Genomic DNA, 12,276 nt, shown 5'->3' on the forward strand with positions numbered 1-12,276 from the left:
GGGTTAAACAAAACGGGAGCCGATGGGTTCCCGTTTTTTTTACTCTGCGGACTACGTCCGGGTTGGATCGCGTCGCCTACGCAGGGTTAAAAGGAAGGGTATAGCGGTCTTTCATCCAATTTTAAACAGCGGTAAAGCTTCTCTTCGCCGCTGTAGAGATAGCTAAATGCATCTGTTGACACCGAGTGGAAGAGAATATCCCCGTTGGCAAAGGGGATCAGTTCCATATCGCCTGAGCGTTTGTGCCCTGCGCCGGTCTCAAAATTATTCTGCCATTTTTCCTGGGTATGATCGTAAACATGCAAAATGACCTCCACGAGGCCTCTCTGCGGGCAATTGAGCCTTAAAAAGGTTGAAGAGTAATTAAGCGCAAAAGTCTGCAAGGGGATAAAAAGTAGGTAGAACAGCGTAAACCTTAAAAACATGAAAACGACATAGCCTTGTTCAAATCAGGCGATGAATTTTACTCAATGACGGAGTTATGACTTTGCCCTGGATCAAGCGGCTTACTTTTCAAGAGGATAGAAAATCCGGCGCGCCAAAGTTTGCTACGCTGTCCTGATGATTGCACTGGGCAAAAGGAGCGCACGGCTCCTTTTACATAACGGTGCGAATATCGACTCAATCCGCCTTCAACATCCCAAAGCTCACAATTCTTGACCGGCCCAACTCTTTTGCCCGGTAGAGCGCAGCGTCTGCCGCGCGCAGCAGGCTGTCGCTATGCGTGTGCTGCGGGTAGCTGGCGATGCCGATGGAGACGTTGATCTGACCAATCTCAGCAAGGCCATAGCGCAAAGTCAGGCGCTGAACGCTGTGATAGATCTCGGTCGCGCAGGCCATTGCCGCCTCTTCATGGGTTCCGCCCAGCAGCACCAGGAACTCTTCGCCTCCGTAGCGGAAGGCCATCCCGATATCACGCACCGCACGCTGTATAATTGCGGCGACGTTTTTAATGACCAGATCGCCCGCTTCGTGGCCGTAATTATCGTTAATTGCCTTGAAGTGATCGATATCGATCATCAGGCAGCTCAGCGGCGTACCGTTGCGAACCGCCAGATTCATTTGAGTATGCAGAGCATCATCCAGATGGTGACGGTTGCGCAGGCCGGTTAATGAATCGAACAGCGCCTTTTCCAGCAGCGCGTTGCGTAAACGTTGATTCGCCAGCGCCAGACCCAGCGCTTCGGCCATCAGTTCAAGATAGGCGCGGGAAGGCGCGGTTGCGGCGGTGACGTTGCTGAAGGAGAGCAGGCCAATCGCTTCTCCTTGCGCAATCAGCGGCACGCATAGCGACTGATTGGCCTGTGGTTCAGTCAGGTGGTAACAGGCGATATCCGGCTCGCCGTTAACCGGAGGATGACTCAGCCCGCGCCGAACGGCCCAGCAGTTATCGGGATGAAAGACATCCGTTTCCTGCGGCGGAGAAAGCCACTGCGCAACGCAGCGCATCTGCCAGGGATCGGTGTCGAGGATATAGAGTCGGCCGGGGATCTGCGGGGCGATGCTGGGGGCAAAGCGCTCGGCCACCTTGATCACATCCTCGAATGATTCGCAGCCCTGCAGACGCTGGGTCATCCGCGCCAGCAGCTCGCGGACGGCCCAGTCGGCATCGCGCTCTTGTTCCAGCCGCTGCCGCGCCAGCCCGTTCTCGCGAAAGATACGAATCGCCTGGGCCATATCGCCAATTTCATCTATCTGGGTGAACTGCGGCGTCTCGACCGCATAATCCTGCGATGCCAGCCGCTGTACCACATCGCTCAGACGGACGACGGGATAGAGCACCCGCCGCTTAAGGATAAATCCCAGCACAAACAGAAACATCAGGGCGGTGAGGCCAACCATGACTTCAGAGAGCGTACGCCAGATACGTGATTTCTCCGTGGCCTGAGCGATGATTTTATTCACCCGGCCTTCGAGCAGCAGGCGAAAGTGGTCAAGCTGAGTTTGTACCCGCTCAAGCTCCTGTTCGTAGGCCGCGCCGTAAAGCAGGCTTACCGCCGCTTTTTCTTCCCCCCGGGCAACCTGCGCCAGCGCCGCCTGCTGCTCATCCTGGAGTTCATCGGCAATCTGTAAACCCTCCCGCAGCAGCGCCAGTTCTTCAGCGGTTGCGCCATTATCTTTGAGTTTAACCAGCCGGTGTTCAATGGCGGCAATGGTCTGCGCCTGCTGCCGGTATTCGCGTAGCACATCCTGATTTTTTTGGATGATAAAGAGCCGCGCCAGATCGGAAAGCTCCCAGGCGCCGCTTTCGACTTCTTCACTCAACTGGTCGAACACCTGACGTTGTTCGACGGCGCGGCGTTCAGCATTATCCGCACTTGAGGCCATCAGCATTGCCATGCCTGAGGCGAGGGTCAGGGCGACGGTGATCCCGTAGGCCCAATTGGTCATGGTGGCGATTCTCACCGGATATATCCTTGCGTGCAGATGAATTAATTATATTTTTTGTCGCTGCGCTCCGGCTTCACCAGCAGAGAGCCGGCAAATTAAGAGGGCAGCGTGTGAGTAATAATAGCGTGCAGCGCTTCGGCATGCTGATGTAAAACGCGGTAAACGTCTTTATCCAGCGCGCCGTTTGTCACATCACACTCAATCAGCCGTAACGCTTGCTGACGGCTCATGCCGGGGCGATAAGGGCGGTCTTCGGTAAGGGCGGTGAAAATATCCGCGATGGCGATGATGCGATCTGCCAGCTGCAGGTAATCGCCACTCAGATGCAGAGGATAACCGCTGCCATCCAGTTTTTCGTGATGATTGGCCGCCCAGTTCACAATATCGCCGAGTTCGCTAAATGCGCTAAGAATTTCGCCGGTCATATAGCTGTGTTCCCGAACCTGCAGCAGCTCTTCATCATTGAGCTCGCCCTGTTTCTCGAGGATGGCCAGCGGTATGTAGACTTTACCGATATCGTGCAAATAGCCGGCAATTTCAATCTTCCGGCACTCCAGCTCCGGCTGATTCATCCAGGCGGCAAGGGCGCGCGAAATTTGTCCAACCTTCAGGCTATGGCTGGCGGTAAAGCTACTGTAGGTATCGACAATGTTGGCGATTAACAGACAGATATCTTTCAGGCCATCAATACCCATATAGACATCGTTAATTGGGCCGATAATTTCCAGCATTCGCTGAATATGTCCAGGATTAAGATGCAGCCAGAAATGCTCTTTTTGTGCGAGCTGGCACAAGGTCTGACACAGCGACGGGTCGATCGCCTGATAGAGCGTACGAAATTGCGTAATAATAATATCGGGTTGATAAGCCGAACCGCCTTTATTACCGGCCAGCAGGCGCTCAAAAACATCGGCAAAATAGACGATATGCTGTTCGAGGCTGCCCCTGTGGTGCGGGCTAAAATGATGATCGCGAATAATCGGCAGGATTGGGGCCAGGGTGGTTAATCCGGCCAGCATTTCTGCTCCCCGATGTTGATGGGGGTCATTGAGATTATCGATAGCGTTCAGCGAGGAGAAGGCCCTTTTGTTACCCAGAACGCCAATATCATGCAGCAGCGCGGCGCAAAAGACCGTTTGCTGCTGCGGGCGCGAAAGCCCTGATGCCTGCGCCAGCTCCAGTGCGATCAGCGCCGTTCGCTGCATATGCAGCTGCAGTTCAGGATTAATGATTTGTATGACGCGGGTTGTTAGCATCAATGCTGATTTTAAGGCGATACGCATCGTTTTTCTCTCTCGGGTTACCCGCGTCGTTATGGCTTATTTGGTTACTCGCGATGCCATCAAGACAGAACAGATTGCATGAGTTGTTTCTGATTTTGCATTTTATGATGCCCGTTTTTAGCGCATCTGTGCACCAATGTCGCGCTCCTGGCGAAATAAAAATCCTTTTTTGTCCGATAGTTAACCACTTTTGACCGGCAAAATACATTAAATCCTGGCAAGCCCTTTGCATTATCACCGGGCGAATTTGATTAAAATCTATTTGGGGATAGGTAATTATGAATTTTAGAGCATTACTGACCATTGCGTTACTGTCGATAAGTGCTTTCGCGTTCAGCGACACGCGTCTGCCGCATATTGTGATCCTGGCAACCGGAGGCACCATTGCCGGTTCGGCGGCCAGCAACACCCAGACAACCGGATATAAAGCCGGCGCGATTGGCGTACAGACGCTGATTAACGCCGTACCTGAAATGAGTAAAGTCGCCCGCGTTGACGGTGAGCAGGTTGCCAATATCGGTAGCGAAAATATGACCAGCGATATTATTCTCAAGCTGGCCAAACGCGTCAATGAACTGCTGGCCCGCGAGGATGTCGACGGCGTAGTCATTACCCACGGTACCGATACCCTCGACGAGACGCCTTATTTCCTCAACCTGACGGTAAAAAGCAATAAGCCGGTGGTCTTCACGGCGGCAATGCGCCCGGCAACGGCCATCAGCGCCGACGGCCCGATGAATCTGCTGGAAGCGGTGACCGTGGCGGCTGACCCGGAAGCGAAAGGCCGCGGGGTGATGGTGGTCCTTAACGATCGCATCGGGGCAGCGCGTTTTGTCACTAAAACCAACGCCACGACGCTGGATACCTTCCGGGCGCCGGAAGAGGGCTACCTCGGCGTGATCGTCAGCGGTAAGCCGCAGTTCGAAACCCGCGTGGAAAAAATTCACACCGTGCGTTCGGTTTTCGACGTCCGTAACCTGAACGCGCTGCCGAAAGTGGTCATTATTTATGGCTACCAGGATGACCCTGAATATATGTATGACGCGGCGATCGCTCACCATGCTGACGGGATTATTTACGCAGGTACCGGCGCGGGGTCGGTCTCCGTACGCAGTGCGGCAGGAATTGAAAAAGCGGAAAAAGCCGGCATCGTGGTGGTTCGCGCCTCGCGTACCGGCAGCGGCGTGGTGCCGGTAGATGGCGGCCAGCCGGGACTGGTGGCCGATTCTCTCAATCCGGCAAAAGCGCGCATTTTGCTGATGACCGCGCTGACGCAAACGAAAAATCCGCAGGTGATTCAGCAATATTTCCACACTTACTGATTAACGTCGGGTAGGGCGCAGTACGCCTTACCCGGGTTATTTCACCACGCACATCGGGCGCCGGGACAACCGGCTCCGGGTAAATCTCCGCTTCCAGGTGAAAAATCTCCCGCAGCATCTCCGGCGTCAGTACCGTTTCCGCCAGGCCCTGAGCCTGCACCTGACCCCCTTCAAGCACCACCAGATGGTCGCAGTAGCGGCTGGCCTGATTCAGATCGTGCAGTACGGTGAACACGGTTTTGCCCATCGTCTGTAGCTCGCGCATCAGCTTCATCAGCTCCACCTGATAATTAATATCCAGCCAGGTTGTTGGTTCATCAAGTAGCACCAGCGGGTTATCCTGTGCCAGCAGCGGCCATCCCCAGATAAAAAAAGCGTGCCGGAACGGTTTCATGGCGTGATATCTACCGCCCGGTGATGGACGATTTTAACCATGTCGCTGGCAATACGCTCGGCGGCGTAGATTCCGGCATGGCGACCGCTATCGGCGACGATCGGATCGGGATGCAGCGCGCGGATGGCCTCGAGCGAGGGCTGGGCACGGGTGCCCACCGACTGCCAGGGCTTCAGACGTGCGCGTACGTCCGCCAGAATACGCGACGGATCGTTGTCATCGGCCATGCCTGTTGGGCTAACGTCGACCGCCGCCAGCGCGTCAACAAAGGAGAGTTCAAGCACCACGATGCGCTGCGGCGTTTTATCAAGCGTAAAGCGACCGCGCTCATCCTGTACGGTGGCGGCAAACAGCGGGCTAAAATGCACTGACGAACAAGGCTAAACATGATTTTCCTCCAGCTTGCCGGACAGGGCGCGAATAGCGCTGTCCGGCAACGCTCGATCAATCAGAACTTCATTGATCCTTGCAGGTACAGCGTGCGCGGCTGACCGACGTAAAGCCCTTTGTTGTTATCGTCGTATGAGCGGGTGTAATACGCATGGTCGAAGATGTTTTTCACCCCCAGCGCGAGGTTGAGATTGGCCATTTGTGGACCAAAGTCATAGGCCACGCGGGCGCCCCACAGCATATAGCCGGGAATACGACCGGTGCTGCCATCGGCGCTTTCGGCAACGGTATTGGCGTTATCGGCAAACTGGCTGGACTGGAAGTCGCCGTTAAGGTTAAACGTCCAGCTGCCGGGGCTGTAATCGACGCCAAGGGTGCCTTTGTGCTTCGGCGAGAAAGGAACCTGGTTACCGTAGGTGTCGCCTTTCTCGCGGATTTCAGCATTAACGTACGCATAGCTGGCGTAGACCGAGAGATTATCAAGCGCGGGTGAGAGTTCGCCAAGGGCGTAACGGGTTTGCGCTTCCAGGCCGCTATGACGCGTTTTACCGCGGGCGGTAACCGTGTCATTGGTCTGGTTGGAATCGTACTGATTGTTGAAGTTAATCAGGAACAGCCCCATTTCGGCGGTCAGCGCGCCGTCGTCGTAGCGGGTGCCGACTTCCCAGGTACGCGCTTTTTCTGGTTCCACATTGCCGCTTTGTACAGCCTTGCCAATCTGGCTGTACTGTACGGTGCCGAATGAGCCTTCTGTGTTGGCATAAAGATTCCAGCTGTCGGTGAGGTGATAAAGAACATTCAGCGCCGGGAGCGGAGCGTTATAGCTGACCCGTTCGCGGGTGCCCAGCAGATTATTGTCCTGATAAGACTCAATGTGCTCAAAGCGCATTCCTGGCGTAATCGTCCAGTTGCCAATATCCACGCGATCGTCGATATACCAGGCGTGGGCTTCGGTACCGGAACGGGTATCGCGATCGTAGGGGCTGGCGGTGCTGGGCAGCTCGCCGCTGGTGGTTGCGGTGTAGTAACGCATCTCGTGGGTCGATTCGTTGACGTAGCGATAGCCGACGCCGACCTCGTGGGCGGATGGGCCGATCATAAAGCTTTGGCTGTAGCGCGGTTCGATGCCGCGGACCCAATATTCGCGCGGGGAGAGGGTAATGCGCTTACCCTGTTCCAGGTAGCCGCTGCGCAGGGTATGGGTATAGAACCCCTGAATATTAAATTTATGCTGCGCATCCGGCTGGTACTGGTAGCCGAGGCTGGCGAGCTGGCGGCGCCCCCAAAAACGGTCATAAGGACGCGTGGACTGCCAGCGGTCGGCGTTGTAGTCGGCGCGGGAGAGGCCGCCGGGCATATCGGCTTCTCCGTCATAGTATTGCAGCAGGCTGTTAAAGGTATGGACTTCGTTAGGCGCGTATTTGCTTTTCAGCATCACATCATCAGTCCGCGTGGCGCTGTGTTCGCGCCAGTCGCTGCCCCGGGTGCCTGAGTAAAGCAGGGCGGAGCCGAAACCGTTGTCCGCCGTGCCGCCGATCGCGAGGTTATGCGTCTCTTTCGGGTTGTTTTGTGAAGAGGTGGGGCTGAGCTGCCCTTCCATGCCGCCCTGAATGCCAAAATCCTCGGGGATTGCGCGGGTGACGAAGTTCACCACGCCGCCGACGCTCTGCGGCCCGTAGCGCACCGCGCCGCCGCCGCGCACGACATCGATGGCGTCCATATTGCCGACCGAGACCGGCGCCAGCGAAAGCTGCGGCTGGCCGTAGGGGGCAAAGGGAACCGGGATACCGTCCATCAGCACCGTGGAACGGCTGGCAAGCCGCGGGTTGAGGCCACGAATACCGAAGTTCATTGCCAGATCGTGACTGCCGGTACCGGTATTTTCCGGCGCGTTGACGCCGGGGATCCGGTTCAGCACTTCGCGTATCGTGGCGGCTCCGGTTTTGGCGAAATCCTCCCGACGGATAACGTCGCGGGCGCCGGCGTGTTCAAAGACATCATTCTCGCGCGCGTCGCCAAGCCAGTCCCCGACGACGGTGAGGGTGGAGTCTGAACTGTCAGGAGCGGGCTCCAGGGTCCAGGCATTCTTGCCCAGCGGCTTTAGCCGTAATCCGCTGCCGTTCAGCAGCCTGCGTAACCCCTCTTCGGTTTCGAAGCTGCCGTGCAGGCCCGGGCTATGCTTGCCGCGCGTCAGGCTGGCGTCGGCGGAAAGCGTGATACCGCTGCGGGCGGCATATTGGTTCAGGGCGTTGTCTAATCCCCCGGCGGCGATGTCATACTGCGCGGCGGCGTATATCGGCGCGGCAGCCAGCCCTGCTAGCGGCAGCAGCGTTAAACGGATTGCTATTACCAGAGGCATCGGTGTGCGTAAAACGCGTAAAGGCGTCATCTCTTCTCCACGAACGTTTATGGTTATATTCATCTAATAAGTCGAACGAGCCGGGAAAAGGGACAATAGATAATGAGAATTTTTTCGATTTTTCTTCTCAGGCTGGAACGAGCGTCACCCAGTAGCGAGTGACAAACCGTAATGAAATCGGCAGCGTTTGCGCAATAACCTTCAGAATGGCGTCAGGATCCTCCAGCGGAAAGGTGCCGCTCAGGCGTAATTCGGCCACCGCGGGATCGCAGCGCAACACCCCGGAGCGATAGCGGGCGAGGGTTTCGACCACCTCGCTTAGCGGGGCGTCGCGGAAGGTCAGCACGCCTCTGATCCAGCTATCCTCGCCGTCGTTGAACTTAACCAGGGCGAAGAAGCGATTGCGGGTAAACCACAGGCTTTCCCCGGCGTTGACGATTTGGACGCTGCCGGATGGTAAAACCACCTCCACGGCATGCTGCTGTACCGCCAGCCGGGTGCCGCCGGCAAACTGACGGACGGTGAATTCGGTACCGAGCGCGGTGAGCGTGCCTTCCCGCGTTTGCACGCGGAAAGGACGCTGCAGGCTGTCGTGAGCGGTCCTGATGGCGATTTCGCCGTAGCGTAAATGAACCATGCGCTGTCGTCTGTCAAAACGGACGTCGGCGGCACTTTCGCTATTCAGCGTTAGGAGCGAACCGTCGGCAAGCTGCTGCTGGCGAGGTATTTCTTTCGCCGTACGGTAGTCGGCGCCCAGGCCCTCCGCCAGTTCGGAATCCCAGAGCCGCCAGCTGCCTCCGATGACCAGCAAAAGCATCAGACCCTTCAGTACGTGGCGACGCGCCAGTCGGCTATCGTTAAGGGCACGGCTGGCCAGGCCGCCCGGCAGTTGCCCCATCTGCTGTCGCAGGTTTTCTACCTGCTGCCAGGCCCACTGATTTTCTTTGTTTTGCTCATACCACTGCTGCCAGCGGGCCTCCTGCTGCGGACTCACGCATCCATCGCTGAGCACCGCGTACCAGTGCGAGGCGGAGCGCAGCGCCTGACGACGAGATTCGCTCAGCGTCGGTTTCACAGGCCATTCTCCAGTCGAAACAGTAGACAGTGCTCGGTGGCTTTCGCGATATATTTCTTAACCGAGCTTACGGAAACCGCCAGGCGGCTGGCGATTTCGGCATAGGTCAGCCCTTCAAGCTGCGAGAGCAAAAACGCTTCCCGGACTTTTGCGTTAAGCCCGTCCAACATGGCATCAATCTGCTGTAACAGTTCGAGCTGGCTCTGCCGTAGCTCCGGTGAGGGAGAGAGCTCTGGGGGAAGCTGCGAAAGCATGTCTAACCATGCACGCTCCAGGGCGTTACGGCGGAACAGGTCGATCATCACCCGTTTAGCAATCGTGCAGAGAAAGGATTTTGGATCGCGAATCGTCAGCAGCGACTCGTTGGCCATAATTCGGACAAAGGTATCCTGCGCTACGTCGTCGGCGTCATAAGCGGATTGCAGCTTACAGGTAAGCCATTTTTTCAGCCAACCATGATGATCGCTATAGAGCGAGGCAAGCGTTAGCGGAGAGGCGATGGCGGAAGAAGAGGGCATAGCCAGGTTCAGGAGAGTTGATCAATACGGCACATGCTAATATGAGAATGGTTATCATTTCAATAAGTCGCGCCAGCAATACGGGCCATACAGAACTTTAGTAACGATAAGTAATTGTTAAACATTGAATATATTTTATTCCTCATTGCACCTTTTCTTTAACCTCGTCCTTAATGCAAATAAAATTCATTATCATTATTCCCTCTCTCACTTTAATGTTGTATTTATAATGCATCTTATGAGGTAAGGAGAGTCAGATGAACGCTAGCGAAAAAGCCGGACATACTTTTTTGGCAAGTTTGGGGAAAACCCGCTTACGTCCCGGCGGCATTGAGGCCACTGAGTGGCTATTTAAGCAGGCAGGGTTTAGCGCCGACAATAAAGTCCTGGAGGTGGCCTGTAATATGGGGACAACCTCTATTGAGCTGGCGCAGCGTTTTCACTGTACCGTTTACGCCATCGATATGGATAAAGGCGCGCTGGCGAAAGCCCGGCAAAATATCGTTCGCGAAGGTGTGGATCATCGGGTCATAGTGATGGAGGCGAATGCGGGTCGGCTACCATTTGCCGACGAGACGTTTGATGTGGTGATAAATGAAGCGATGCTCACCATGTATGCGGATAAAGCCAAAGAAAAACTGGTGGCAGAATATTTTCGCGTTCTCAAGCCCGGTGGCCGTTTGCTGACGCACGATATCATGTATACGCATGATACGCTGGGAGAGGACGCCCGGCGACAGCTGCAGGGGGTCGTGAAATCCAACGTCAGCCCGCTGAGCGCTGCCGCCTGGCGGGCCCTTTTCCAACGGAGCGGCTTTGATGCCGTAAGCATTCATCATGGACCGATGTCGCTGATGTCGCCGCGAGGGTTAATGAAAGATGAAGGTTTTATACAGGCGCTAAAAATTGTCTGCAATGGCTTGCTAAAGCGCGAGAATCGTCCGAGATTTTTATCAATGCTGCGCTTTTTTCAACGTCATAAAAAGCATTTAAACTTTATTGCCTGCTGCTCGGTTAAAGCAATTCAGGTAAAAAGTCCGAAATAACGGTGACGAAATGGATAATTGTCGATAATTATTAATTATTGTCAGGAAAGTAAAATAAGGTGATTCTTATTTCAACTTTGGCTTCGGGAAGCTTTCTTATATTCTTCTGTTAAATCAAAAAGCGTTAAGAGAGATGAATGGAGAGCGCAAGCGCTGACGTGGTTAAAAGGATAACGGAAAACCAAAATTATCCCGGTACCATTGCTGCGCAGCCCTGTCCTGACGCGGCCTCCGCCGTTGCCTGCAGGGAGCGCAGCGTTCTCCTGCTTCGAGAACAGCCTGCCTTATGATGAATGATTAGCGTGTTAATCATTCTTGTGGTGGATATTTGTAATGATTTATTCATTTTTGTTTTACATTTTGTTACAGGTGTGCGGGTAATGTGTTTTTTTCTGTTGGCGTAGTTTTTTACTTGCCGCAGTGAATTTAACAGGATTATTATTGTCTGAACTGCTACACGTACCGCCTAATGACAGATGAAGGGACTCGTTTTTTCCTTAAGCGTTACCTCATGTTCTAATGTTTACAGGAAAAAACATGTCTTACGCTTTTAATAAAAGTCTTCTTCATCCTCGTAATTGGGGTACCTGGTTTGGCCTGGGCGTACTCTGGCTGATTGTCCAGCTTCCTTATCCCGTTTTGCATCTTATCGGCACCAGCGCGGGACGCGCCTCCCGGCGCTTCCTTAAACGTCGTGAGCATATCGCCAGACGTAATCTCGAACTCTGCTTCCCCACAATGTCGCCAGCGGCGCGCGAAAAGCTGATCGAGCAAAATTTCATGTCTCTGGGAATGGGGCTGATTGAAACCGGTATGGCATGGTTCTGGAGCGATGAGCGAGTGAAAAAATGGTTTGACGTCGAGGGGATGGTCAACCTCAACAATGCGCTGAGCGAAGGGAAAGGCGTGATGGTTGTCGGCGTCCACTTTATGTCTCTTGAACTGGGTGGCCGCACGATGGGGCTGTGTCGCCCCATGATGGCAACCTACCGTCCGCATAACAGTCCGTTGATGGAGTGGGTGCAGACGCGCGGCCGCCTGCGCTCGAACAAGGCGATGATTGACCGCCGAAATTTATCCGGACTGGTGCATGCGTTAAAGTCGGGCGAAGCGGTGTGGTTCGCGCCGGATCAGGACTACGGCCCGAAGGGGAGCGTATTTGCCCCGTTCTTCTCGGTCCAGCAAGCGGCGACGACTAACGGCACCTACGTGCTTTCTCGTTTGTCGGGCGCAAAAATGCTGACGATCAGCATGGTGCGTAAAGCGGACCGCAAAGGTTATAGCCTGCATATCAGCGATGTGATGCGCGACTATCCTGGAGAAGATAAACAGGATGCGGCGAGCTATATCAACAAGATTATCGAGAAAGAGATCCTGCGCGCCCCTGAACAATATCTGTGGGTTCATCGCCGTTTTAAAACCCGTCCGCTGGGCGAAACTTCGCTCTATTAAGCCCTCCGCACTTGCGGCGCTTTCAAAATGGTCCCGGTTGCGTTAA

Annotated in this window: 9 protein-coding genes and 2 pseudogenes; 3 read left to right on the forward strand and 8 right to left on the reverse strand. The window is 54.9% G+C overall.

Going from position 1 to position 12,276, the window contains the following annotated elements:
- Positions 1-86 precede the first annotated feature (86 nt).
- From ABLV11_RS13210 to ABLV11_RS13220, 3 genes are all read right to left on the reverse strand, one after another.
- Positions 87-425 carry a hypothetical protein gene (locus ABLV11_RS13210; RefSeq protein WP_004101200.1) on the reverse strand — a complete coding sequence of 113 codons (339 nt, stop codon included), beginning with the start codon at positions 423-425 and terminating at the stop codon, positions 87-89.
- A gap of 196 nt (positions 426-621) precedes the next feature.
- Positions 622-2,406, reverse strand: a complete 1,785-nt coding sequence (locus ABLV11_RS13215) for a diguanylate cyclase (protein WP_126488936.1) — start codon at positions 2,404-2,406, stop codon at positions 622-624.
- Positions 2,407-2,486: 80 nt separating this feature from the next.
- On the reverse strand, positions 2,487-3,674 hold the full coding sequence (locus ABLV11_RS13220) for an HD domain-containing phosphohydrolase (protein WP_126488937.1): 1,188 nt from the start codon (positions 3,672-3,674) through the stop codon (positions 2,487-2,489).
- A gap of 278 nt (positions 3,675-3,952) precedes the next feature.
- Between ABLV11_RS13220 and fraE the strand changes: the two genes are divergently transcribed.
- A complete protein-coding gene (gene fraE / locus ABLV11_RS13225) occupies positions 3,953-4,996 on the forward strand; it encodes a fructose-asparagine asparaginase (RefSeq protein ID WP_023320727.1) in 1,044 nt (347 codons plus the stop codon).
- A gap of 36 nt (positions 4,997-5,032) precedes the next feature.
- Here fraE and ABLV11_RS13230 read toward each other — a convergent pair.
- From ABLV11_RS13230 to fecI, 5 genes and pseudogenes are all read right to left on the reverse strand, one after another.
- Positions 5,033-5,348 (reverse strand): annotated as a pseudogene (locus tag ABLV11_RS13230) (ferric citrate ABC transporter ATP-binding protein FecE); the annotation flags it as partial.
- Positions 5,349-5,437: 89 nt separating this feature from the next.
- Positions 5,438-5,778: pseudogene (gene fecB / locus ABLV11_RS13235) on the reverse strand (Fe(3+)-dicitrate ABC transporter substrate-binding protein FecB); the annotation flags it as partial.
- Between the two features lie 60 nt (positions 5,779-5,838).
- The gene (fecA, locus tag ABLV11_RS13240) at positions 5,839-8,169 is read right to left on the reverse strand and encodes a TonB-dependent Fe(3+) dicitrate receptor FecA (RefSeq protein WP_224330550.1); all 2,331 of its coding nucleotides are present in this window, start codon (positions 8,167-8,169) and stop codon (positions 5,839-5,841) included.
- A gap of 97 nt (positions 8,170-8,266) precedes the next feature.
- The gene (fecR, locus tag ABLV11_RS13245) at positions 8,267-9,214 is read right to left on the reverse strand and encodes a ferric citrate uptake sigma factor regulator FecR (RefSeq protein WP_004101218.1); all 948 of its coding nucleotides are present in this window, start codon (positions 9,212-9,214) and stop codon (positions 8,267-8,269) included.
- The gene (gene fecI / locus ABLV11_RS13250) at positions 9,211-9,732 is read right to left on the reverse strand and encodes a ferric citrate uptake sigma factor FecI (protein ID WP_004101219.1); all 522 of its coding nucleotides are present in this window, start codon (positions 9,730-9,732) and stop codon (positions 9,211-9,213) included. The genes fecR and fecI overlap by 4 nt, the downstream gene beginning before the upstream one ends.
- Positions 9,733-9,989: 257 nt before the next feature.
- On the opposite strand from fecI, the gene ABLV11_RS13255 reads away from it, so the two are divergent.
- Together ABLV11_RS13255 and lpxP are read left to right on the forward strand one after the other, a co-directional pair.
- The gene (locus tag ABLV11_RS13255) at positions 9,990-10,778 is read left to right on the forward strand and encodes a class I SAM-dependent methyltransferase (protein WP_064398444.1); all 789 of its coding nucleotides are present in this window, start codon (positions 9,990-9,992) and stop codon (positions 10,776-10,778) included.
- Positions 10,779-11,315: 537 nt separating this feature from the next.
- Complete coding sequence (lpxP, locus tag ABLV11_RS13260) at positions 11,316-12,230, forward strand: kdo(2)-lipid IV(A) palmitoleoyltransferase (protein ID WP_004101221.1); 915 nt, start codon at positions 11,316-11,318, stop codon at positions 12,228-12,230.
- Positions 12,231-12,276 lie beyond the last annotated feature (46 nt).

The sequence above is a fragment of the Klebsiella sp. GW_Kp181 genome (genome assembly GCF_040062315.1).
Classification (GTDB): domain Bacteria; phylum Pseudomonadota; class Gammaproteobacteria; order Enterobacterales; family Enterobacteriaceae; genus Klebsiella; species Klebsiella oxytoca.

Coding starts and splice junctions, on each gene's coding strand:
- lpxP (WP_004101221.1), top strand. CDS start 11,316: ATGTCTTACGCTTTTAATAAAAGTCTTCTTCATCCTCGTAATTGGGGT.
- fecI (WP_004101219.1), bottom strand. CDS start 9,732: ATGCCCTCTTCTTCCGCCATCGCCTCTCCGCTAACGCTTGCCTCGCTC.
- fecA (WP_224330550.1), bottom strand. CDS start 8,169: ATGACGCCTTTACGCGTTTTACGCACACCGATGCCTCTGGTAATAGCA.
- ABLV11_RS13255 (WP_064398444.1), top strand. CDS start 9,990: ATGAACGCTAGCGAAAAAGCCGGACATACTTTTTTGGCAAGTTTGGGG.
- fraE (WP_023320727.1), top strand. CDS start 3,953: ATGAATTTTAGAGCATTACTGACCATTGCGTTACTGTCGATAAGTGCT.
- ABLV11_RS13220 (WP_126488937.1), bottom strand. CDS start 3,674: ATGCGTATCGCCTTAAAATCAGCATTGATGCTAACAACCCGCGTCATA.
- ABLV11_RS13210 (WP_004101200.1), bottom strand. CDS start 425: ATGTTTTTAAGGTTTACGCTGTTCTACCTACTTTTTATCCCCTTGCAG.